The sequence below is a fragment of the Pedobacter polysacchareus genome, assembly GCF_019802255.1.
In the GTDB taxonomy this organism is placed as follows: Bacteria; Bacteroidota; Bacteroidia; order Sphingobacteriales; family Sphingobacteriaceae; genus Pedobacter; species Pedobacter polysacchareus.
This window is the reverse complement of record NZ_JAHYSS010000008.1, coordinates 189,105-211,728: the sequence shown is the minus strand read 5'-3', so window position 1 is coordinate 211,728 and position 22,624 is coordinate 189,105. Positions and strand designations below refer to the sequence as shown.

At 36.6% G+C, this 22,624-nt stretch carries 22 protein-coding genes; 9 read left to right on the top strand and 13 right to left on the bottom strand.

The window, feature by feature from the left end; all coding sequences use genetic code 11:
- On the top strand, positions 1 to 291 hold a 291-nt coding region (locus tag K7X70_RS22965; RefSeq protein WP_222539246.1), incomplete at its 5' end, for a tyrosine-type recombinase/integrase.
- Between the two features lie 91 nt (positions 292 to 382).
- On the opposite strand, the gene K7X70_RS22960 is transcribed toward K7X70_RS22965, so the two are convergent.
- Positions 383 to 850 (bottom strand): DUF4265 domain-containing protein, encoded by a 468-nt coding sequence (locus K7X70_RS22960; RefSeq protein WP_222539245.1) that lies wholly within the window; start codon positions 848 to 850, stop codon positions 383 to 385.
- A gap of 18 nt (positions 851 to 868) precedes the next feature.
- A complete protein-coding gene (locus K7X70_RS22955; RefSeq protein WP_222539244.1) occupies positions 869 to 1,081 on the bottom strand; it encodes a helix-turn-helix transcriptional regulator in 213 nt (70 codons plus the stop codon).
- A 436-nt stretch (positions 1,082 to 1,517) separates the two neighbouring features.
- Between K7X70_RS22955 and K7X70_RS22950 the strand changes: the two genes are divergently transcribed.
- The 3 genes from K7X70_RS22950 (at position 1,518) to K7X70_RS22940 (ending at position 3,480) form a co-directional block, all read left to right on the top strand.
- Positions 1,518 to 2,831, top strand: coding sequence for a hypothetical protein (locus tag K7X70_RS22950; RefSeq protein WP_222539243.1), 1,314 nt, complete (start codon positions 1,518 to 1,520; stop codon positions 2,829 to 2,831).
- Between the two features lie 20 nt (positions 2,832 to 2,851).
- On the top strand, positions 2,852 to 3,130 hold the full coding sequence (locus tag K7X70_RS22945; RefSeq protein ID WP_222539242.1) for a hypothetical protein: 279 nt from the start codon (positions 2,852 to 2,854) through the stop codon (positions 3,128 to 3,130).
- A gap of 77 nt (positions 3,131 to 3,207) precedes the next feature.
- Positions 3,208 to 3,480, top strand: coding sequence for a hypothetical protein (locus tag K7X70_RS22940; protein WP_062548219.1), 273 nt, complete (start codon positions 3,208 to 3,210; stop codon positions 3,478 to 3,480).
- A gap of 164 nt (positions 3,481 to 3,644) precedes the next feature.
- Here K7X70_RS22940 and K7X70_RS22935 read toward each other — a convergent pair whose 3' ends face one another.
- From K7X70_RS22935 to K7X70_RS22905, 7 genes are all read right to left on the bottom strand, one after another.
- Positions 3,645 to 4,637, bottom strand: a complete 993-nt coding sequence (locus K7X70_RS22935) for a DUF5712 family protein (RefSeq protein WP_222539241.1) — start codon at positions 4,635 to 4,637, stop codon at positions 3,645 to 3,647.
- A 3-nt stretch (positions 4,638 to 4,640) separates the two neighbouring features.
- Positions 4,641 to 5,201, bottom strand: coding sequence for a BfmA/BtgA family mobilization protein (locus K7X70_RS22930; protein WP_222539240.1), 561 nt, complete (start codon positions 5,199 to 5,201; stop codon positions 4,641 to 4,643).
- Positions 5,194 to 5,523: a hypothetical protein gene (locus tag K7X70_RS22925; protein WP_222539239.1), complete on the bottom strand. Its 330-nt coding sequence runs from the start codon at positions 5,521 to 5,523 to the stop codon at positions 5,194 to 5,196. Before K7X70_RS22925 ends, K7X70_RS22930 begins: the two co-directional genes overlap by 8 nt.
- Before the next feature lie 3 nt (positions 5,524 to 5,526).
- Positions 5,527 to 5,787, bottom strand: coding sequence for a helix-turn-helix domain-containing protein (locus tag K7X70_RS22920; protein ID WP_222539238.1), 261 nt, complete (start codon positions 5,785 to 5,787; stop codon positions 5,527 to 5,529).
- Between the two features lie 484 nt (positions 5,788 to 6,271).
- Entirely contained in the window at positions 6,272 to 6,559 is a 288-nt protein-coding gene (locus K7X70_RS22915) for a helix-turn-helix domain-containing protein (RefSeq protein ID WP_222539237.1), read from the bottom strand.
- Positions 6,560 to 6,617: 58 nt separating this feature from the next.
- Complete coding sequence (locus K7X70_RS22910) at positions 6,618 to 7,763, bottom strand: hypothetical protein (protein WP_222539236.1); 1,146 nt, start codon at positions 7,761 to 7,763, stop codon at positions 6,618 to 6,620.
- 69 nt (positions 7,764 to 7,832) lie between these two features.
- On the bottom strand, positions 7,833 to 9,527 hold the full coding sequence (locus K7X70_RS22905) for a hypothetical protein (RefSeq protein ID WP_222539235.1): 1,695 nt from the start codon (positions 9,525 to 9,527) through the stop codon (positions 7,833 to 7,835).
- 323 nt (positions 9,528 to 9,850) lie between these two features.
- Between K7X70_RS22905 and K7X70_RS22900 the strand changes: the two genes are divergently transcribed.
- The 5 genes from K7X70_RS22900 to K7X70_RS22880 all read left to right on the top strand — a co-directional run bounded on the left by K7X70_RS22900 (position 9,851) and on the right by K7X70_RS22880 (position 17,936).
- Entirely contained in the window at positions 9,851 to 11,080 is a 1,230-nt protein-coding gene (locus K7X70_RS22900; RefSeq protein WP_222539234.1) for an ABC-three component system protein, read from the top strand.
- Positions 11,080 to 11,616 carry a three component ABC system middle component gene (locus K7X70_RS22895; protein ID WP_222539233.1) on the top strand — a complete coding sequence of 179 codons (537 nt, stop codon included), beginning with the start codon at positions 11,080 to 11,082 and terminating at the stop codon, positions 11,614 to 11,616. Before K7X70_RS22900 ends, K7X70_RS22895 begins: the two co-directional genes overlap by 1 nt.
- Positions 11,616 to 13,655: a DUF3732 domain-containing protein gene (locus K7X70_RS22890; protein ID WP_222539232.1), complete on the top strand. Its 2,040-nt coding sequence runs from the start codon at positions 11,616 to 11,618 to the stop codon at positions 13,653 to 13,655. The genes K7X70_RS22895 and K7X70_RS22890 overlap by 1 nt, the downstream gene beginning before the upstream one ends.
- A 464-nt stretch (positions 13,656 to 14,119) precedes the next feature.
- The gene (locus K7X70_RS22885) at positions 14,120 to 15,613 is read left to right on the top strand and encodes an ATP-dependent nuclease (protein WP_222539231.1); all 1,494 of its coding nucleotides are present in this window, start codon (positions 14,120 to 14,122) and stop codon (positions 15,611 to 15,613) included.
- Between the two features lie 817 nt (positions 15,614 to 16,430).
- Positions 16,431 to 17,936 (top strand): caspase family protein, encoded by a 1,506-nt coding sequence (locus K7X70_RS22880; protein WP_222539230.1) that lies wholly within the window; start codon positions 16,431 to 16,433, stop codon positions 17,934 to 17,936.
- A gap of 293 nt (positions 17,937 to 18,229) precedes the next feature.
- Here the strand turns inward: K7X70_RS22880 and K7X70_RS22875 are convergent, their stop codons facing one another.
- The 4 genes from K7X70_RS22875 to K7X70_RS22860 form a co-directional block, all read right to left on the bottom strand.
- Positions 18,230 to 19,231: an aldo/keto reductase gene (locus K7X70_RS22875; RefSeq protein WP_222539229.1), complete on the bottom strand. Its 1,002-nt coding sequence runs from the start codon at positions 19,229 to 19,231 to the stop codon at positions 18,230 to 18,232.
- Between the two features lie 81 nt (positions 19,232 to 19,312).
- A complete protein-coding gene (locus K7X70_RS22870) occupies positions 19,313 to 20,224 on the bottom strand; it encodes a helix-turn-helix domain-containing protein (protein WP_222539228.1) in 912 nt (303 codons plus the stop codon).
- Positions 20,225 to 20,271: 47 nt separating this feature from the next.
- Complete coding sequence (locus K7X70_RS22865; RefSeq protein ID WP_222539227.1) at positions 20,272 to 20,979, bottom strand: DUF2071 domain-containing protein; 708 nt, start codon at positions 20,977 to 20,979, stop codon at positions 20,272 to 20,274.
- A gap of 50 nt (positions 20,980 to 21,029) precedes the next feature.
- Positions 21,030 to 22,505: a rhomboid family intramembrane serine protease gene (locus tag K7X70_RS22860; RefSeq protein ID WP_222539226.1), complete on the bottom strand. Its 1,476-nt coding sequence runs from the start codon at positions 22,503 to 22,505 to the stop codon at positions 21,030 to 21,032.
- Positions 22,506 to 22,624: the final 119 nt, after the last annotated feature.

The window sequence follows — 22,624 nt, the reverse complement described above, 5'->3', positions numbered from 1 at the left end:
GTACGGTTCGGGGGCGGGTTAGCAGAAACTTACCACCGCAAGGTGGCAAAGCGCTGTTGGCCTAGCCTACTAAAGGAGATTGCTACCTTATGTGAAATTGATAAACCACTTAGCTCGCATATTGCCCGCCACACCTTTGCGACTACGGTCACACTCTTAAATGGCGTTCCCATTGAAAGTGTATCAAAAATGCTGGGACATACCAATATCAGGACAACCCAGATTTATGCAAAAGTACTGGATATTAAAGTGGGTGCAGATATGGCCTTATTAAGAGATAAATACCAATAACAGATATAAAGGATAACGATTGAAGCCAAAAGCACGGTGTGTTTTTGGCTTTTCTGCGCAAAAGAACTCCATTTCGCCCTACAACATATTTCTATTCATTATAATTGTGATTTTCAGATAAACAAGGTTCAGCATATCCCAGCACCCCAGAATCTTCTAATTCCTTTAGTTTATCTTGAACAATCGTGTAGTCTAAATTAAACGGGACATCCATTACGAAATAACTGTCATTAGCCTTTTCACTAGTACAGCCCAAACCATCAAACAACGCTCTTACCTCATTAATAGGTGAATTATCATCAAACAAAATAACCTGTATCGTTGAATTCCCAGAAGGTTCAAAGATGCGTCTATACGTTAGACGTTCATGAGAATCATCAAATTCGGCATAGACAATGTCATCCGCTGCTACATTTGGAGCATAAAAAGGGATGTTATCCAATTTATAAAGACCTTTTTCTTTATCTATTACAGTAGCCCACATTGTCTCAACAGTCTCTTCCTCCAAGACGTCACTGTAAAACTGAAACAGAATTTTAACATAGTTTTCCTCTTCCATAGCTACTACAAGCCTACCTTATATACTTTTAGTTGACGATAATAAATCACCAGGCTCTACCCCTAAAAAAATAGCAATGTCAAACAATTTCTTAATAGAAGGCTGTGCGGAGTTTGTACACCAGCTCGAAACAGTTTCAGGGGCAATTTTCAAAGCATCAGCCAAATCTTTATTTGTCTTTTGTTTTTCAGCCAGTACAGCCTTAATGCGGTTATAAGTTATTTTACTCATATCATGTGATGTAAAACAAATATAATATTCAGAAATTAATCATATTTATCATTATAGTAATGCATTTCGTCAATACATTAATGTTATTTATTATTTTATTTGTGTTTTACATTATTATTTCTGACATTAGAGAAAAGTTGTTATAAATTAAATATTATACTTTTGTAATTCTAGTCATGAACAATTAGGATTGCATACGAGCCTCGCAGCTAAATCTGGTAAATTTAATCTCAGCGAGCGTAAGTGTAGCATCCACCACCCTATATATAAATAGGGCTGGTGCTCGCTTATGTATATTGCTGAGATCCATCCCGAAAGGTTTGGGGGTTTACCAGAACCTAGCTGCAATAGAGTAAGTGAGTTACCAGCCCTGTTTTGTTTTCCGGCATCCCACTTATCTGAGGCTTATTTAATGAGAAATTAAATAAGATCATATATGGAAATGCAACAATTATCGCCTCGGGGCATCGACTTTTTCCACCTTCCACTGGAAAAAGGGACTGTAATACTCAGTCAGGAAACTTTAGACAAGCATTCTGCATTTAGGAGAACTAAAAAGCCATTCCTGAACATCAAACAAAGAAAGCTTTCCTTTCATCAGGAAATCCTCACTATTGGGATTACCCTTGGTGAGGAAAAGGAAGAAATGGTTTATTTACGGATTAAACCGACTGAACTACTGGTTGGTTGCAGCGTGGACACCAGCGGACACTATCTCAGTCGTTATGCTTATTACGTCTTACAGGATTTAATGAACCATAGCGGTGAATGTGATTTTAAGGAATTTTACTGGCCGGATTTCCTTCATCCCCGAACTGGTAAAAGCAAATACCTTAAGGTCATCAACGACAGATGGGGAATGAACGTTAGTTTAAAAGAGCAATATTCTTATTTCTATAAACCGGAGTCCATACTTTACTATCCCTTTAAAGAGGCTGTATGCCCCGACCGCTTAAAGCGATTCCCCAATACTCAAAGCAACATTTCTGCCAGCAATGGCATCATCGGGTATTGCTTCGCTCATACCACTTTTGCTCCCTACCGCCCTAACCACTACCCATTTTCGATTCCTTACCTTGGGAAACTTGGCAAAAATAAAGAGGTCATAAAAAGCTATGCTTATTTCATTACCGATACCGATGCTTCGGCAGAACTACACTACAGCCCTGTCCAAACCCAGCTCCATCCACTACTGGTAAAGATGAAAACGCTTGCTGAGATACAAAACACGCAATTCAGCCATAGTAAGGCAGAAAAACAGGAAATCCGTAATCACAATATGGAGAGAAGAGATCAGCTGTTCTATTTGTGGCAAGAGGCATACCCTATGCTGGAATCACAATCCTACACCCATTATTTCATGACCTATGGCATGAAAAATCTGGCGCCAAAACCATTTAAGAAGTACTTAATCCCCTGCGTGTTTGCCAGAGAAATCCCTGAAATTTACTTTAAATGGCTGGATAAAGGCGATTATTATGAATTAAAAATGTGTTTCCGCATTGGGAATGCCACCTTAGTACCGGAGGCAGAAAACCCTGTCTTTTTCCTGCGTAGCGTTAAAGAGCCAATGAAATTTTACCTGTTGGGTACTCTGGCAGATTACCAGCTCAGTGCATTTTTTGAGACGCGTCACTTCAGCATTTGCGTACTTAAAACACATTACAACCAGCAGTTTCAGGATTTCATCAACCAGCTGGAAAGTTTGTATGAATTTAAAAAAGTGACTACCAAAGAACTGTCCAATTAAAACCCATAAAAACAATCACCATGCAAGAAATCCTAAAACAGCTGGATTACCAGCCTGCACGTTTGTCCGATGATGAACTGCAAAATCCTGAAAACTTAATCACCGAGTTCTTTGACAATACCCCTATTCACGAATGCAGGGATCTGGTCTGGGAACTATTCAAAGGATGGACTTACCATACCGCAGAATACGACAGCAATCAGACGACCAATATGCTATTGTTTTACACCCAACTGATTGGTTTCTTAAATGCCTCTTTTGTACACATAGAAAAAGAACGTCTTGAAAGTACCAATTAAACCGAAGAGTAGATCATTTTTAGCATCTGACCTGTTAAAAATGATCTTTTCAGTTAACTACATAAAAATTAAATACTATGAACAAGCCTATCAACAAATACAGAATCAATGAGTATTTACACGCACTAAACATAATACAATACCGGAAAGCCATGCATTTGCTACCGGAGCTACTAGGGATTTCCATGAATACTTTCCAGAATTATCGGAAGATCCTGCTAGAGGAAAGTAAGGATATTCCATACGAAAAGGTGGTACTCATGGAACAGCTCTTTGAATTTGAGCAGGGTACACTGGCCTACCAGAACCCAACTTCTGAAAGTTTAAAAGCATTACACCTTGGTCAGTAGGCTACTTACCTGTTTTCAGCCTACTGTCTTTTCCGTAAATCCCCCCGCAAAACTGTGCAAAGGCCAGCGCGGGCAAGGTGTTTTGCAGGCCACCCTCTTGCGCGGGGGAAAAACACCTGCAAAACACCTTTATCTTAAATGGGTTTAAGGATTATGCAAAGCACTTACCTGCTGTGCCCCATATCTTGCCCTTTACTTTTACTCTTTCTTTTTTTCCTTCGTAGCATTCCATCGTCTACCGGATCTGCTTGGTTTGGCACATAAACATCTGACAGTAGTAAACTGAGCAATCCTGCACCCGCCTTTGTTCCTGCAACCAACATATCCCCGAAACTCTGGAATAGCCCACCTGCAACGCCCTTGCTTAAATCTGAAATCACCCTGCCTGTTTCAGCCCCCTGCGGAGGCAGATCCCCTAGAGTCTGCATTTGCATCTTCTGGATAGCAGTTCCATTTTTCATGGTATTGGCATAAGTCAGGGTATCTTTCAAGCCCCTGTCAAATTCAAAAACATCATCAAACAAGCTTTCCCCAGACTGCTTAAAGGCGGTGCGGTCAAACTGCCCCAGCTTTGCAGAATGTTCCCTATTCTTTCCTCTGGAGGTATTTTGTGGGCTTAATTTGATCCGGTTTGAGATGTCCTTACGGCTAACAATAATTTGCAGGTGCATCTGACAGCCCCCTTTGCGGTCACCTGCTTGTTTTGTCCCTTCTTTGACCTCTTTGTCTTTAAAGCCATAGTAACGGTAATGTTCAAGCTTACCGAACCATAATAAATCTTTGTGGCTGTCAATCCCAGCTCTTTTGAAGTTTCTGGCATACTCGTCCATCACTTTAAGCCCAAACTCTTTTAGTTTGACCTTTGCATCCTGCCCGCCATATCTGGCAAGCAGGTGCGCCAGTTCCTTCTGGCTGGGATTGATATTGATGAGGAAAAATTTACTGTCGTCACGGCAAATTTTTGCAATGTTCCGGTCTATTTTCATTCTGACTTCCTGCCTCCCGATTTCCTGACCACTGCCGTTAAACCAGTTTTCCTGTACTAAAGCAGCTCCTTTTTCAGGTTGCAGGTGGTTTTCCTTTTCCAGATAGTTGACTAGTGCCCCGCTGCTTCCTTTGTTATCCCCTGATTCTGATACAGTGATATTGATATACATAGGCTATATGTTTTTAAGTGACTCCCGTGCCAGACCTTGCAATTCTTCTTTTTTAGCGGATGAATCCGTCCAGCCTAATGATTCCCGACTACTGATATATCTTTCCAGTATTTTACTGAACTTCGTTTTTAATACCGCCTTCTCGTCCAGGTTCGTCTGCGTTTTTACAATTGCTTTTTCAAGTAACATCATACCAGCTATAATTCTTCTGGTCTGTGATTCATCGCTTACTGTGTATTGGCTCAGGCCTTCTAAATACTTGCTGTGTGCATTGGAAAGGATCAGCAGTTTACCCAAATTCGAAAAAGTGGGTAAAAGGAAATCACTTTCCTGCTTGCGGACAAAGGAAATAATACGACTGTTCCCATTCGACAGCTCCTTTTTAAGCACCTCATCGCTGAGGTCTTTAGGGTCTTTCTTACTTTTATAAAAATAGTCCACCATCTGCTCAAAAAACAGCTTTTTGGTGCACCCGAATTTCAAACTAAGGGTTTCCAGCTTTACGTCTATAGCTATGGGATAGCGGATAGATTTTATATTGACATCCTCCATAAGCTTAATCATTCTCCATTATTTCAATCATCAGCCTGATTTGTGTTCCATTTACAGGATGCCAGGATGGCTTATATTCGATATAGCCATAATCCGTTAAATCCTTGATATTCTTGTGGTAGGTGGCAATTGACTTGATCCGCGAGAAACGCATTAACTTTGGCCGGCTCACCTGAAAAGCTGATCTGGGATGTTCTCCGTTACTGAAATAGAATAAAGCCATACACAAGCTAATATGGCTTGCGAACAAACGTTCATCCGATGCAATGCGTTCAAAGTATTTACTTAATGCGTGTTTATGTATATTCAGATAGTCCATGTTATAGTTTTCCATATTTTAGCCCTCCAGTATTTTTACGATGGCCGATTTATCATAGTACATACTGCCTCCGATTTTACGGAAAGGAAGCGTGCCGCTGATGCGGAGATTCTGTAAAGTACCACCTGATATTTTAAGCATCTTCCTGACTTCTGCACTTCTCAGCCACTCCTTGTTACTCTGACCTTCTTTGTTCCCAGCCAGAAGGTCTTTGATATCCTGCATAAAATCAGTTTTAAACTGTTGCAGATCTTCCATTGTAATGATATCCAGTTTCATTTATTCCTCCTGTTCTTAAATATTTTCCAATAAATCTGTTTGTTTTCTTTTGGTATACCGCCCAGTATACCGTTTTACCGTCCTACGGGTGCTTAATCCATTCAAAGTATACCCGGAGTATACTTTAGACCCCTCTAGCGATAGCCTAGGGGCAAGAAAGTAGGGCTCTGCCCAACTTCCGCTTGCTCCAATTTTTTTTAATAAAATTGGACTTTTGAATTTCGCCATAATCTTCTTATTGCCATAATGATATGCTTGGGAGTTATATTTCACTTCCGCAAGTACCATGTATAATTCTTGCGTTTATCTCTAGTAGTGATGAATTTATACCACCAAAGGCTGACCTAGCCATCCGGTTAATGGCTGTATCTATAAGTTGCTGATAGGCTATATATACCGATATACGCTTATAGAGCTATGCGTTTAGCTAGCTCAGCAGCCTATCAGTTATATAGATCCATAGCCTATACTTCCCAAGAAATTTTTACGCTGGATTATGCTTACCCTTTTCTATCCACTGGAGTAATTTATTACGAGAAAACAGCAATTTACCTGCTGTCTTGGAATAAGGGATTTTGTTCGCTCTGACCATACCATATAGTGTGGGTCTTCTGTAATTGATAAGCTTGGCAGCTTGTCTGGCATTCAACAACTGGTCTGTACCAGAGGCTATAATTTCACTTTCACCGATAACATTTCTAACAGATCTCTCCATAATATCGGATAGTTCCTGTTCCGATAAAGCAGTAAATAAGACTTTCTCTTTGTTCATAATATTTCGTTTATGAGTACAAAGAAATGGTGTAAAAAGAGTTAAAATCGCAATGACATTAATGTAATATTCTATGTTTTTTAAGGACACTTATCATTTCTTCTACATGAGGATTAACACCTTGGCTATCTTTCAATACTTTCATCCCATTGGGGGTATGCGTCGCTAATACACTTTTTACACTTTCTGGCTTTGAACCCGAAAACACCGGAAAGTGCTGTATTAAACTACTTGCATATTCAATTAGATTAGCACTTCGGTTATGTTCATGATTCAGCTGATAAGTAACATACATCAGTGCATTCAATATACTCCGCATATCTCCTTTTGAAGTTCGTTTTTCTACATATTCATTTCCAGTTTTAAAAGCCTCTGGGAATGCTCCTGAACTAAAGGCAGAACCTAAAAACTGGTTTAATTCCTGAACGTTGAAAACAGCATCCTGTACGCCGTTCTTGGTTTTGATTGGTGCGGTAAGTACCCGCCATATTGTCCTGACCTCTTCAAGGTCACATAGCAATTCAATTCGAGTGTTTATGGGTAAAGAACTTTCATTAACTGTCTCCGCTTCCGTTAAAATAGTAGGTATTATTTCTTCTTTTGTTTTTGCACTACCCAGCACTTTCAAATAACTGTCAAAATGTAAACGTATACCTATACTTCTGCCAGCCAGAATACTTTCTATATTATTGATATCAACAAACCCCCGATACAGACTGGCCTGCAAATAACCAAGATTATAAAAGAGATGCTCATCCAGATCGCCATCAAAATAAAGAAAATCAAGACAGTATAAACAAAAGGTATGCAGATATTGCGTTTTTTGCTCCTGTGGCAAGGTCTGATAAGATGCACCTAAGTTTCTTTCGTATTCAATTATCCCAGCATCATAGCCGTTTAAAAAGCTCTTCAAAAAGATGTCTTGTTTTGAAATGTCCCAGTCATGAATAAAATCAGTGACATAGTTTTCAATGGTCCGTCCGTCCATGCTTAAAAAAGCAAACAGGTCTAGATCACTGATAAAATAAGCCCTTCCATCTCTGATCATCTCCTTAAAGGGAAAATACCCAAGTCTGTCCATCAAGTCGAAGCGATCAGGACTTTTGTTAAAGTGCCTGTCTTTTTTTCTAATTAACGGCACTTTCATATCATCATAAATATGGCCGGAATATGGACTGAAATTTTTGAGGTGATGAAAAAACATATGTGATGTCAATTGTTAAAAATAAATCTGATTAAAGCTTAATTTACTGTTTTTTCACCTAACTGCTAATTATAAGAATTTTCTGAAGGCCGCTATAGTTTGATAAATTCCAAATGCAATCAAAATTTTCCCGATGATAAAAAAAGCTGCCCCAAAGCCTCCACCAACGAGATCATTTCCATTCTTAGTAAGTTCATTAAATCCTGTGGGTAACCAAAAATAATTAATAAACCCAGACCAAAAATATCTATCAAACAGCAAAAAAACAGAATGCTCTTTAATTGAAAAATCATAGCCTTCTTTTAAAAAGAAAAATGGAATATAAAACAGCATACCACCAATCACAGTAAATAATAGAGCGCGTACCCAATTAGCCCCATAGTCACTTGACCATTTAGACATTAACAAAATAAACCAATCAGTGTATTGCTTATAAGTAATACTTTTAGAATATAAGTCCATTTCACGTTTGTAATAGCTTCCAGCAGATATCAAGTTGTTAATTTTTTTTGCTTCATGCTTCAATAATCTAGCTGAATTACGATCTCGAATCGAATAGTGCAATGTATTATTATCTTGAATATTTCCTGTTACGACCGTTCCATCCAAAGTAATGGTAGTAACATAAATATTTCTAATATCTAACAACCCCCTGATTAATCCATTTGAAAACTCAATAATACCTAAGGGTTTTTCCTTTGAATTTAAATTGAAAATACGCACAATGCTATTATTTGAAACCATTGCTCCTTCTAAGTTAATCTTACCCTTAAAACTGACTGGATCCTTATAGTACAATGCCCCTATCCATAAATCCGAATTGATGTGTGTTGCAGTAAGGATAATGTCTGCTTCGTGGAGATCCATCTCTATAAAACGCATTTCCGAGTTGAAATGAGAACCGTAAAAATCAATCAATTTTCTTACTATAACATTCTTACTTTCAATACTTTTCATAAAGGAACAGTGCTGAAAGAAAACCTTACCTCGAAATTCTACATCTTCCCAGAAGATCGACTCCTCGAAATTAATTCCTGTGGCGTTTACAGTTCCATTGATTAATACATTATTAAGTTGAAGTTGTCCAGAGATTTTAAGTTCGGACAAATTTAATCCATTGATTTCAGTACATTTACTATTAACCTTAGAAGACCCAATGTGTAGAGAGCCAATTTCTCCCATTGATAAATCCAATATACCATCTATTTCCCCACTAAGTTGCAACTGATTTTTCACTATGCACTTAGTCAAGTCAAGTCCTGAATTAATAGAACTTTCTAGTATAAAAAAATTGTTATCAATTTTTATCTTAGGATAATTCAAGTCAAGAGTACTTAATATACACCTCATAAACAAAACAGATTTCTTTGATGAGAACCCAAAGGTTGAAACGCCTTCAGCAACTACGTCAAAAAATTCAAATCCCTTTTCAAACTCCGTGAGTCTAATTATTATACCCTCTTCAAATATTGAGCTCTTAACTTTTAATGGAATTTCAAAAACGCAATCAACGAATGATAGAGGTATGCTAAATTTCAAACCTGAGATATCAAACGAGGGGTTTACTTTTCTTAAAGATTTATTTAGAGGAACTCCTTCATCATCATTTATCACAACAACCCCCTCTATTTGGTTGGAACCTATTAGAGAACAAAAATCAATATTTATTTTAAACCTTATTGAATTAAAATTCAAATCTTCCATACCACTTAATAATTGCAGCATATCAGCATCAGTTCTTATAACTTTCTCAAATCCTAGCATATCTTAAAAAAATTAGATTTTCAACAAGAAAGAAACTCCTCCTTCCCCCCTTGGGTAAAAGAAGGGAATTTAAGAAGAAATTACCGCATTTTATTCAGAAGATAATTATCACAAAGATGTTACTAAAGCTAATATTTAAGGTAAGCCCAGTATTATTCCTAATCTCAAAAACCAGAAAACACAACTAAAATTCTCTAAACAACAGTACCACACATCCATAAGAAAATAATTTTACGCAATTTTTATAATTAGCTTTCAGTTATTGGACTAATTATATAATATTATATACATTAGTAGAAATTAATGACTTTATAATAATTGTTATGTCTGATTCCGCTCCAGGTCCGATTGCCGGCTATCTTTTTCAATTTGAAAAAGCCCTAATGCTTTTAGCAACTCTAGAAAATGTTGATGATATAGTTTCGCTAGAATTAGTAGATGATGTCGCAGTTCAAAATGAAAAGAGTATAGTTTTAATGGCCGTACAAGCCAAGCATAGCATATCTCCAAATGGAACTACTTTTGAAGATACAAGTAGCTCCTTGTGGCGAACTTTACAAATATGGATACAGAAGATTGAAAATGGTACATTCAATAAAAATACTCGATTTATATGTTCTACTAATAAGGTAATCCAAGTCCAGTCCCTTGTAAGAAGGATAGAAAGTGAAACACTTGAAAATGTAATAGTTGACATTACAAAATTATTAGCAAGTCAAAAATCGAAACTACAGAGTTTACAAACTGATAATCCTGAAGCAGGCCCTTCTATAAAAAAGACTATTAAACTTATCGAGTTTGTATTATCAAAACCTGATCAGTTCGAAATCATCAAAAACAACATTACCGTGCAAGATAAAGAAGATCTTATAGAAAAGTTCTTTGTAGCCATTCATATGACAACAGATGAGTATAGCGATGTAAGAAAAACATCGACTTTCGAGGCTATGTACGGGTGGATCACTAACCGGTGCAAAGCTAAATGGCTAAACGATAGTTCAGCGACATTCACAAAAAAAGACTTTGACACAAAGCTAGCATTGGTGAGCACTAATCCTGCGATAATTAATGCGGTTTTTAGAAAAAAAAGCGCTCTTGGTGCCGTTAATAATAAGAAAGTTGCCGACACAAGAAAAGAGCTATTTGTAACCCAAATTGAAGATATCAGACGAAAACAGACAGCAAAAGAAAGGAACATAGAAAATGCAGTTTTAGACTTTATTTATCATGATATTGAAATGGCTCATATTATTGCTAAGGGCAATTTTACTGAACCTGATTTTGAAGAGTTTAAGAGCAATTGCCGAGATAGATGGCAGACTTGTTATGATAGTCATGTCTTAAAAGAATTAGATGAATATGATGATGATATGAAAAACGACTTGGCTATAGCAATATTTGACAACATCATGAATTCAATAGAGGTTAACTTTCAAGAAGGTGTCCGATTTACTTCCGCCAATAGATACATCCATAATGGAACTTTCCTGAAATTATCAAATGTTCCTGAGATTGGCTGGCATCCAGAGTGGGAAACTAAATACAAAAAATAATGGATGCAAGAAAAAATCCTATAGTAGAGGATCAAAATGGACTCTTTGAATTAATGCAAAATGACGCTCTCAGTGCTATTGCTCTCCATAGTTTCACATTAGGATACTACACAATAGCACGCAATAGGGAAAACGAATCCGATTTTCCTAAGTTAGGGTATTTGTTTTATGTATTACCAATTGTATACAACTATTCCTCAATGATTGGTTTTTTAAATTCAACAGAACTATATACTGCGTTGATAAAAGAGCCTTCAATTCTACTTGGTCTTCAAGAAAGAGCCAACAAAATGTCAATTCAAACATTTGATGGGTTAAATCTTACATTCAGCAAACGCATATTAAGCATTAACAAGGAGGACAACACAATCGTATTGTTAAGACCTTTTACTAGTAAGAAGCTTACGCTCACATTATCCGCCAATAACACATTCGATAGCGTAAAAAAAATCCAAGATAGTGCTTACCGATTGGGTGGAATATTTGCAAAAAGACATGACAAAAATATCCAACACGATTTAAATATCCGATTCTAATGAGATTAAAGATTAAAAATATCCTTTTATACCCCCTTGATGACTCATTGGATCCTAAGATCATCAAGTTTGAAGAAAACATGGTAAATGTTATTACCGGATATAGTCAACGAGGTAAGTCTGCCATTATTTCCATAATAGATTATTGCTTAGGAAGTAGTGAATGTGATATTCCTGTCGGCACTATAAGAGAAAAGGTTGATAAATTTGCCATCTATATAACTATAAATGATCAGTCAATTTTTTTAGCGCGAGATTGTCCAGGAAATGACAATAAGGTTTCTGATGTTATGTACATGTATGATGTGTTGGGGAAAGGTGATAACCCTGCACTTAATAGTAATGAATGGATCCGAGATGCAAAACAATATAAGACAAATAGAGACTACGTGAAAAATTTCCTAGGGGTTAAAGCTGGGTTCGAGAATATTTCCTTAAGTACTAACTTTCAAAAAGATGAAGCCCCAGCAAGCTTTAGAGACACGGCAGCCTTTCTTTTTCAACCTCAAAACATCATTGCCAACCCAACTACAATTTTCTACAAAACAGATACATTTGAACACCTTAGAAGACTAAAGACATTATTCCCCTTAGTTCTTGGTTATAAATCTTACAAAATACTAAGTCTTGAGCAAGAAATTGAGTCATTAGAAAAGACTGAAAAGGAGAAACAAAGGAAGTTAGATGATCTCAAAGCTCAATACGAAAATTGGCAATCTGACATTTATGAATACTATAGCAGGGCTATAAACCTTGGCCTAACAAATGCTGATATCAGTATTGAGTCGGGTAGTGTAAATTTGATAAAAAGTGAACTAAGTAAAATAGTAAAGGACATTAAAGGTGATCGTTTCTTAAAAGAAGGTTCAGCATTACGCTACTCTGAAAAACTAGAGGAACTAGATAACGATCGGATTTCGATAAGTAGGGAGTTAGATACATTAAAAGTGAGTTTGCAAAAGATCCAACAATTTGATCGTTCTAAAATAGACTATATATCTGGTGTATCTATGGAGGTTGAAAGTAGGCTGAAACCTGTCGAATGGTTTCTACAACAAAAAGGCAGCAATATTTGTCCTTTTTGTGATTCCGTTTCAGAAAAAGCAATTAATAATCTACTACAACTTAAAGATGAAAAAGACAGAAACAAACAAATTCTGGAAAGTTCAAAATCTGACAGTTTTAGCTTTGAAAGAGAGAAGAACGAATACAAAGTGAGTATCCGTATAAAAGAACAAGAAATACTAAAAATCGATGCAAATATCCGCATTTTGCTTAATGAAGATCGAAAGAACTATAAGAAATACCAAGATATATTCGAATTCAGTGGGAAGATTGACCATGTGCTCGAAAATTTAGAGAAAATTTCTCCATCTGCTAATTTAGCAATTGATCTAGAAGAATTAGGCAATAAACTTACAGCAAAAAGAAGAGAAATTAAATTGCTTAAAGAAAAATTCGACAAAGCACTATGTCTGACTAAAGTTTCAGATTCAATTGCAAATTATGTCAAAATCCTTCCTATAGAGAATAAGGAACAGAGAAGAGTACTCCTTGATCCGGATGTTAGTATTGGAATCAGGATTGAAGACACTAAAACAAAGAACGTAAATTTCCTCTATAAATTAGGTAGCGGAGCAAACCACATGTGCTTCCATCTTGCAACATTATTAGGCTTGCATGAATATTTCCTGAAACTACCTCAAACAGGAAAGAAGAACTATGTACCTTCTTTTTTAATTTTGGACCAGCCTAGCCAAGTTTATTTTCCGGAAGACTTTAAAGACCTAGCAAAAGAAGCTGACAAAAAGAAAAAGAAAAAAATCTCTGAGGATATTCAAAACACCACAATGATCTTTAATGCTTGTAGTAAGTTTATGGAATGGAATAATAACCAAACACAGGTAATCATTTTGGAGCATGCTTCTAAATCCACATGGGAAAGTGTGAAGAACATAAACCTGGTGGAAGAATGGCGTGGAGATTTTGATGAACCAGGTTTCAATGCACTTATTCCAAGAAATTGGTTTAATGATTAACAAACTCAAACTCCATTTAAACTAACATTTAGTATCAAGCATCTCTGATGATAAAAAAATCCATAACAAACTATCAATCTAACTTATGTACAACGGTCAGTTCAACCAAGTTTTAGGAATTTCGATTGAGTGCAAAGAACATCGTGAGTGTTTGGCCATTTCAAATACCTTAAAAAAGCAATGTGAGGCTTGGTTTTTTTGTGTACACTACACTGAAAGCAAGTCAGCTCGAAAAGGTAATGTATTAACTAGGACATTAATGATTTATCAAACTTCATACGCAAGTGATATTGTAATCTTCAAAGAAGCAGTACGAAGAATATGTTTTCATTTCAGTTTAAGCGACCTGAATCAGGTAGTGTTTACAGATATGGGTTCCGAACCTATTAACGATTTAAGGCAAAACCAATAAAATCTAAATTAAATTACCAGTCTATTATAATAACGTAAAACTATCAAAAAAAATGCCCATACCTACTCAATCAGCTAAAGGACTAAATATTACTAAACTAAAAGGTTTAAATAACTTGGAGATTGAATTTGGCCCTAAACCGTTGACCGCAATTATGGGTATTAATGGTTGTGGTAAGACTACAATCCTTCATGCCCTAGCTTGTTGTTACCAACCATACAATGGACATAACAGTAAGAACCATGTATTTAGTGAATATTTCACACCTAATACAGACTCAAAATGGGCAGGTAGCAAATTTGTATTCTCGTACGATCACCATTTAGCAACTCAGAGGCATCCTAATAGCAGGGAATATAAGAAGGATGCAGATAGGTGGGCACCGAGGTACACAACTAGGTTACAAAGATGGGTATCATATATAGGAGTACGAGATGCAGTGCCAGCAATAGAGGAGTTGAAAACAAAGTCTTTTATCACCTTAAACAAAACTGCACGAGCAGATAATGCTGCGCAGAAAATTCTTGCAGATGCTTCAGTCGTAATGAATAGGAACTATACAATTATGACCAACAATGCTCAAGGCAGATATAATTATGTTGGAGTGCAGTATAGTGGAGATGATTATTCTGCTATAAGCATGGGATCAGGGGAGCAAAGAATATTCAAAATTTTAGAGGTGTTACACAAAGCGCCTGACTATGGATTGATTTTAATAGATGAAATCGAGCTGCTCTTGCACACTGGAGCATTAAAACGTTTAATAAACATTCTATATCGTGAAGCAACAGCAAAACATCTACAAATTGTTTTTACGACACATGCAGAATCCGTATTAGAACTGACAGACCAAGTTAGCATAAATCATATTTTCATCCCCAACACAGGTAACTCTTTGTGTTTTAAAAATGGTAATCCAAAGTTGTTATATGCATTGACAGGTGTTCAAATTAAACCGTTGAAATTGTTTGTTGAAGATGAACTATCGAAAGAAATTGTTTATAAAATAGCAGGTGATCTAGGTATAAGAAAGCACATTGAAGTCGGCATTTTTGGACCAGCAATAAATTGTTTTACAACAGCTGCTGGTGCAGTACTTTCAGGTAGCAACAACGTATCAAATTGCTTATTTATAATTGATGGAGATTTATATAGGACCCATCAACAAAAGAAAGATAGAATGAATGCCGTTCTTACAGGGAGTGATTTCGCTTCAAGACGTAAAAAGGTGATTGCATTAAAGCAGGTATCCCAATTTATCCTTCCTGCTGGGACTGGGCCTGAAAGATATTTCCATTCCATCATCACAGCCTTACCCCCCTTAAACAATGGTATTTGGGACGAAATTATAGGTGCTGCTCAGGATATTAATGCCGTACCTGATACACATCATTTTATAGATGATATTATAGCTAGATTAGGATACGCTGAAAATGACTACAAAGAGGTTGTAGGCCTATTATCATCCCTCCCTTTTTGGCTTGATTACACCGAACCAGTAAGAACATGGCTTCAGACAAAGCAGGCCGAACTTAATTTAAATTAATTTTAAGATCATTAAATTGAGATTCTTGAATACGGGATAAATTTTACGATATCCTTGTAAGTGCACTAAAAGGTGTTTCATCACTAAACTAAAATAGTTACATTTAGGAGCCAATTGCAGTTGAAACGTATAAAAAACTGGTGAGTGATACGGTGAGCCGAATTTAAAACCACATTATATACTATTTAAACGCTAATTCAGGACTAGGTTCTGATGCCAACGGGATAACCAGAAATAGCAACAAAAAGTTTAAAAGCCTGCAAATCTATTGATTGCAGGCTTTTTTTTTACCAAAAACTACAGTTTATTCAATAAATCATATATAAAATTGAGTGATTCGGTAAGTAAATTGAAGTTCCCCAGATTCACCTAATTAACATTCAACATACTGACATACGGAGAGTTGATTTATCAATCGACTTGACATCTATTAACTGGACTGAAGCCAAGATATTCGGTAAAGAATATTTGGAGGTTCACAAGAATTTCGGCCTTTTCGGTCGCTCAATGGCAGTAAGTACCAATGTGAACTACCAAATAATATGGTACTTATTTGAGCATAACCTTTCAAATTGTATTGAAGGAATATACAACTTAATTATGTACTCAACGATACCCCTCCTGCGCAATCTTACGCTTATAATAAACATGTTGCAGACAAAATTGTAGAGATTCTTAACAAAGAATATGGCAACCTGTTTTCTACTTATACAATTGAATACTAATAAGTCCATTTTCAAAGGAAACACAGGATTTTAGATGAAAAAATTTATTCTTTTGCTCCTGATGTAATTCTTGCAATTACATATATTTGATTATGATGAATGCTCTAGCACTAATAGTTGGAAATACCAATTATGTTTTAAAAGAACACGAACTGATCAATGCAGTTAACGATTCGGATGATCTAGCTGAAAAATTGATGACCCTTGGATTTACCATTCAAAAAGTCACAAATTGCACAAGAAAGGAATTTGATGACGCCTTGATAGAATTTGGAGACAATCTTAAGAAATATCAAATTGGCTTGTTTTATTTTTCAGGTCATGGTCTTCAGATTGATGGTTTAAATTATCTCACTTCGATCGATACAAGTTTTGCCGATAGCTCTTCTGCAAAATATACTTCTAATCGACTGGACGAAGTAATTGAACGTATGCAGAATGCTAATCCAATTATAAAAATATTGATTCTTGATGCATGCAGGAATAACCCCTTGCAGTCTGTTTATCGTGGTACCACCGAATTAGGCTTGGCACCTATTCATGCGCCAAAGGGTACAATAATAGCATTTTCGACCTCTCCTGGAGAAAAAGCTATGGATTACGGATCAGGCCGAAACAGTATTTACACCGGATCATTACTAAAACACATCGACGATCCGAATATACCAATTGAAGATTTCTTTAAAAGGGTAAGAACATCTGTCTATAACCTCTCAAGAGGGAAGCAAACAAGCTGGGAACATACTTCTTTGATTGGTAATTTCTATTTTAATTCAGGTCAGCTAGTACATTCAGTTGAACTTCAGTATAAACGTGAGTTTGTTGCTGACCATTTGTTTAAATCTACCGGTAGTGATATTGATACTGTTATCGAAGATTTAAGATCGCATGATTGGTATAAGCAAAATTCAGCAATTGAAAAAATTCTCACAGTAGCTGCAAAAGGGTTGGATGATAGCTCAGAATTTATTTTAGGGAGAAATATACTCCAAACAGCAATCGGTGGAGAGTTTTCTGCCCAAGGAATTATGAAGAATCTTGCTACGTGGTTAGTCAAATTTGACAAAGATGGAGGAAACCATGTCTTAAATGGGATGCTTTTTGAAATGTATTTCGATTCGAAAGGCCTGTTCAGAAAAGGAAAATTAAAGAGTTATTATGTTGATGAGCTTTATGCCCTACAAACGGACCAGAGATACTTTAAGTCATTTGAGTTTATAAAACAACAATTACTGCCATTCAAATTTCATCTATTCTACCTTCCTAGTATTCCTCCTGAAGTATTAGCTATTGAAGCAATTGTTACTGAACATGAGGATCTAGATATTTTAGGCAACAAGGTAAAGGGGTACAAACTAGAATCATTGAAGCACGAAACTATTGAGCTTTTGCAGGTCCAACCGCATGGACAAATTACTATGGATGAAATCTCATTAGAAAAATTTAAGGAAACATTGAAATTAAAATTGTGCGTACCTTCAGATAAATTGACCCTGAGTACAAGTGTTCCAGAAAAACAAATTAAATACTTATCCATTCCTTGGCGTATGCATTTATCAAGAGAATCACTTCCTGCTGAAAACGATTCTGATTTTTAATCCGTTTTCATAACCAGAACCAGCTTTGTACTCAAGGCAATATTTGAATCAAAATAATTAAGATGAATTGACGTTTCGTCAAAAACTGTTATATTTACAAATAGCAATTGCAGTTAAAACGTACGAAATAAATGGTGAGCGATTCGGTGAGTCAAATTTAAAAACCGCACTAGATACTATTTAACCGTTGATTTCAGGACTAGGTTCTGATGCCAGCGGGATCACCAGATTCAAAACACAAAAAAACGCTATTAATCTAATGATTAACAGCGTTTTTGCTTTTAAAGCTAAATTTAGTTGTTAACCAGTTTCATGGAACCTTCACTGTAACGTTCGCCAATGTTTGGGTAGCGTGAAATCAGTTCATCAATAGCTTTTAGATCAACAGCAGATAAGTTAATCTCTACCGCCCCTGCATTCTCTTCCAGATATTTACGTTTTTTTGTTCCCGGGATAGGGATAATATCAGTCCCCTGTGCCAATACCCAGGCTAAAGCAAGTTGAGCTGAGGTCACATTTTTCTGCGCGGAAAAGCTGGCAAACTCATTCGCCAATGATTGGTTATTTTTATAATTTTCACCACTGTACCTTGGCAAAGACTTGCGGAAGTCAGTATCTGAGAGTTTATCGACTTCCAATACATTAGTGACTAGTCCTCTTGCCAATGGAGAATAAGGGATCAGTGAAATACCAAGTTCCTTCACTGTACTGAGGATTTCCACTTCCACATCACGACTAAGTAAAGAATATTCACTTTGTAAAGCGGCAATCGGATGCACAGCGTTTGCTTTTCGAATAGATTCTGGAGAGGCCTCACTCAACCCGAGGTACCGGACCTTTCCTTCTTTAACTAATTCGGCCATGGCGCCAACCGTATCTTCGATAGGTACATTTGGGTCTACCCTATGGGCATAGTAAAGATCTATAGTATCAATTTTAAGGCGTTTCAAACTTTGCTCCACCGCTATCTTTATCCAGGCTGGGGAGCCATCAAAATAAGTTCCACTTGAATTACTTGGACCAGCGATATTGTCTTTAAAACGGAAGCCAAATTTGGTGGCTATAAAAACTTTCTCCCGGTTTGGCACCAATACCTTAGAGATCAATTCTTCGTTCGCTCCGTTTCCATACATATCCGCAGTATCCCAAAAATTAATTCCCAGGTCAAGTGCCTTATGCAAAGTTGCAATACTTTCGGTATCATCCGTTGGGCCATAGGCGAAGCTCATTCCCATACAGCCTAGGCCAATAGCGGATAGTTTCTCTGTAGTTTTACCTAAATTTCTGTATTTCATAATTCTAAATTTTAGTAAGTACAAAACTAGGGTAAGCACTAATAGGTTTATATACAGTATTCAAACAGATGACTATAAAATTCAAACCAACACGCTCCTCACCTCACCTGGCGTAGTACCAGTCATTTTTCTGAAAAAGTTATTAAAGTAAGCTGGATATTCGAAACCAAGGCTGTAGGCAATCTCTGAAATGTTCCAATCAGTGTGCTGCAACAATGCCTGGGCTTCTTGTATAATTCTTAATGCAATATGCGCTGTTGTTGTTTTCCCTGTCGTTTGCTTCACTGCACGGTTCAGGTAGTTTACATGTATTGATAAGCTCTTCGCAAAGTCATTCGCAGTATTTAGCTTTAGCGAAGCTTCCGGTGTATCTATTGGGAATTGCCTTTCGAGTAACTCTATAAAAAGATTGGTGATACGCGTGGAAGCATTATGGTGTTTCTGATAACTTTCAGCAGGAATCATTTTCATGGCCTGATGAATCAGCAAATGCAAATAAGTCTGGAGCAGATTATACTTCTGAGGATAATCAGAAGCTATTTCTGAAGTCATCTTTTTAAAAATGGCAGAAAGCTCCTCCTGCTGTTCTTTATCTACAAAGAAGACTGGACTTCCTCCTATCTTGAAGAGCGGTGATTGTTGTAAAATGCCTTTCTGTTCGCTAGGCTGCAGAAAAGATTCGGTAAACAGACAAAACCACCCTTCCTGGATTTCAGACTCTGCTTCCCATGAATAAGGAATAATAGGATTGGAAAACAGAAGTGCTGGACGGTCAATCTCTATCCATTTATCTGCGTAATGCAGTTTTCCTGTTCCAATAATTAAGGATACTTTGTAATAATCACGACGACTATATGGAGTTACGAAGGCACAGGCTTCTCTTAAAAACACATTAAAATGACCTGCACCAGCATTATTTAAGGAAAGGTTTAAATGGTTCGCGGCAGGAACACGGTTGTAAAACTGCTTTAAGCTCTCAGATTGCTGATTCATTTTATAAAGTTATAAAAATCAAACTAATCGGATGTTACTTCACACCGTTATTTGTCTGGTTCGCTTTTCCACTCATGTTCAATGTTTGTCATTAACAATGCGTTGTCAAAAATCACCGAACCTTTAGGAAAGATCTCTTCGTTTTCAAAAAAGCTTGATTTCACTTTTGAAACATCAAGCGGTCTAACTTCCCACCTATAGGCATTTAATCTAAGCCCCTCAAATTTCCCTTTGTTTGGTGAATAACCAAGGTCACCGTTTTCAAAAAAATGAGCAGCATTTTCTAATGTTTCGAAAATTGATTTGTCATTAAATAAATTGACTTCTTTAGCGTCAATACAGATTTCAGTGTCGTCAGAGCTCTTAAAATCAACATGGTAATCTCCGTTATTTTCAGCTACGTTGAATTTTGCATGATAGTGTTTACCAGGTAATATTCGCCCACCTACGAGAGCATTTAATTTCAAAGAAGTATCCCTGCGAGGAATATAAACGCCTGATTTTGTCTCTCTATTTTCATCCCATTCTACAGCAATTCTATGCGCGCCATTTTCTGAGTTTACTCCAATAAAGTCAGGAAGTCCTTTTGGTTTAATTTTTTTAAGTCTGATTAGACAAATACCAACGATAGCTTTGTCTTTATAAGTTTTTGGTCTAAAAGGAAACGGAATAATTTTCGCCACTGCTTTTGGATCAGCAGTGAAATTGATTAAAATTCTCCTATCAATATATCCATGTATGGTCGGAATTTTCATTGTCGTATTTTTTATAGAAACCCCATAGCTAACTTTGCATCAACAACGCTCTACTCAGTCTCCCCTTGCAGCTCATTTACCATATTTTCTATCTGCTGAGTTAAAGTTTGTATTTCTGCATTATACTTCTCCTTATTCTTTTCTGCAATAGCTTTATACATCAATTCATAGCATTTGATGCGAACTTCACAATACTTTTTGAGTGCCAGATTTTTTTCGTGAAGTATTTCAGGAAGATAAAGTTTATCTAACTCTGTTATAAGTTTAATGTTTTCATTCCAATAGTAAATTCCACGATCTTTTATCTCGTGCATCAACTCAGCATCCGACACATCCTCAGGTAATGAATAAACTTCTAACGCTTGAGACTCATTTCTAACAAATGCATTAATGTCAGTATCATACTTTGCAAAATCATAAGATGTTTGATTATACACCATGAATGATGTACAGAACATCAATACCGTTAACAATAAGATCGTATTTAACTCCAGCTTAAACACCTTAGGCTTCTTTAAACTAGGTATCAAAGCATAGCCTATGATCAGGCCACTAAGAAGACCTCCAATATGAGCTGCATTATCTATTCCTCCTTTTAACCCATTTAATAGATTATAACCTACGAAAACCGAGATGCTGGTTAGCAAATTCTTCCTTATATCTTTGTGAATAAAATCTGTAGTTAATAAAGCTAGAAAAACACCATACATACCAAAAATAGCACCAGAAGCACCAGCACTAATGGTCATATCATGCCACCATAAACTAGCTGCACTGGCACCAATACCAGCAAGAAGGTACGCAGCAGCAAATCTAGTCTTACCTAAATAAGGCTCTAGTATTGCTCCAATAAAGACCAAGGCATACATGTTCATCAACAGGTGAAAAATTCCTATATGTAAAAAACAATTGGTAAGCAACCGCCAAGGCTCACCGGCAGTTGTTATTGGTTTAAAATTAGCACCCCAGCTAATCAAACTTTCACCATCTGGATTGAAAGCGTTTACCCCCATCAATACCATTAAGATGAAAACTAGCAAATTTATATTAAGTAAAATGGGAGTAACAAAGTATCCATTTCCAGGAACGAAAATAGAAAGAACGCCCTTGAAATTTTGGGTTGCTGTTGCTGGCGCTTGTGTAAGCTCATCATCTTCATCAGCAACCAATGTTAAGGCTTCATATTTCAATTCTAATTCTTCAACATTGAAATTAGGTTTTAATTCCTCAATAGCAGAAATCAGCTGGTTGACATTCTTCTTGTTTTTACCAAAATCAACCATCTCAGTACCTACAGAAAAGCTCTCAATACTTACATTATTGGCCACTATTACAACCTTTATAAGCTGATTTGCAGAGAAGAAGACGTTTTTATTTGTATACGCTTTAAACCCTGAACTACTTGCATAAATGATGTCCCAACCAAGAAACTTTGCTGCTTCGATGCCGAGTGCAATATATTGTTTTTGTGTTAAGTCAGCTAAAGGGAATTCGTCATTGTACTTAGGGTTAAAGCCTACTGCCATAGTTTGAGAGCGATTAATATTTTATAAAAGTAATAAAATTCTCCAAAATAGCAAGACACCTTAATGCTAAATTAAGTCGAATTTAAGCCAAAAGCATTTACGTAATCAACGGTCCAGCT

Coding starts and splice junctions, on each gene's coding strand:
- K7X70_RS22935 (WP_222539241.1), bottom strand. CDS start 4,637: ATGTATATCAATATCACTGTATCAGAATCAGGGGATAACAAAGGAAGC.
- K7X70_RS22880 (WP_222539230.1), top strand. CDS start 16,431: ATGATGAATGCTCTAGCACTAATAGTTGGAAATACCAATTATGTTTTA.
- K7X70_RS22945 (WP_222539242.1), top strand. CDS start 2,852: ATGCAAGAAATCCTAAAACAGCTGGATTACCAGCCTGCACGTTTGTCC.
- K7X70_RS22890 (WP_222539232.1), top strand. CDS start 11,616: ATGAGATTAAAGATTAAAAATATCCTTTTATACCCCCTTGATGACTCA.
- K7X70_RS22910 (WP_222539236.1), bottom strand. CDS start 7,763: ATGTTTTTTCATCACCTCAAAAATTTCAGTCCATATTCCGGCCATATT.
- K7X70_RS22895 (WP_222539233.1), top strand. CDS start 11,080: ATGGATGCAAGAAAAAATCCTATAGTAGAGGATCAAAATGGACTCTTT.
- K7X70_RS22885 (WP_222539231.1), top strand. CDS start 14,120: ATGCCCATACCTACTCAATCAGCTAAAGGACTAAATATTACTAAACTA.
- K7X70_RS22915 (WP_222539237.1), bottom strand. CDS start 6,559: ATGAACAAAGAGAAAGTCTTATTTACTGCTTTATCGGAACAGGAACTA.
- K7X70_RS22955 (WP_222539244.1), bottom strand. CDS start 1,081: ATGAGTAAAATAACTTATAACCGCATTAAGGCTGTACTGGCTGAAAAA.
- K7X70_RS22870 (WP_222539228.1), bottom strand. CDS start 20,224: ATGAATCAGCAATCTGAGAGCTTAAAGCAGTTTTACAACCGTGTTCCT.
- K7X70_RS22920 (WP_222539238.1), bottom strand. CDS start 5,787: ATGAAACTGGATATCATTACAATGGAAGATCTGCAACAGTTTAAAACT.
- K7X70_RS22960 (WP_222539245.1), bottom strand. CDS start 850: ATGGAAGAGGAAAACTATGTTAAAATTCTGTTTCAGTTTTACAGTGAC.
- K7X70_RS22925 (WP_222539239.1), bottom strand. CDS start 5,523: ATGGAAAACTATAACATGGACTATCTGAATATACATAAACACGCATTA.
- K7X70_RS22865 (WP_222539227.1), bottom strand. CDS start 20,979: ATGAAAATTCCGACCATACATGGATATATTGATAGGAGAATTTTAATC.
- K7X70_RS22940 (WP_062548219.1), top strand. CDS start 3,208: ATGAACAAGCCTATCAACAAATACAGAATCAATGAGTATTTACACGCA.
- K7X70_RS22900 (WP_222539234.1), top strand. CDS start 9,851: ATGTCTGATTCCGCTCCAGGTCCGATTGCCGGCTATCTTTTTCAATTT.
- K7X70_RS22950 (WP_222539243.1), top strand. CDS start 1,518: ATGGAAATGCAACAATTATCGCCTCGGGGCATCGACTTTTTCCACCTT.
- K7X70_RS22875 (WP_222539229.1), bottom strand. CDS start 19,231: ATGAAATACAGAAATTTAGGTAAAACTACAGAGAAACTATCCGCTATT.
- K7X70_RS22930 (WP_222539240.1), bottom strand. CDS start 5,201: ATGATTAAGCTTATGGAGGATGTCAATATAAAATCTATCCGCTATCCC.
- K7X70_RS22905 (WP_222539235.1), bottom strand. CDS start 9,527: ATGCTAGGATTTGAGAAAGTTATAAGAACTGATGCTGATATGCTGCAA.
- K7X70_RS22860 (WP_222539226.1), bottom strand. CDS start 22,505: ATGGCAGTAGGCTTTAACCCTAAGTACAATGACGAATTCCCTTTAGCT.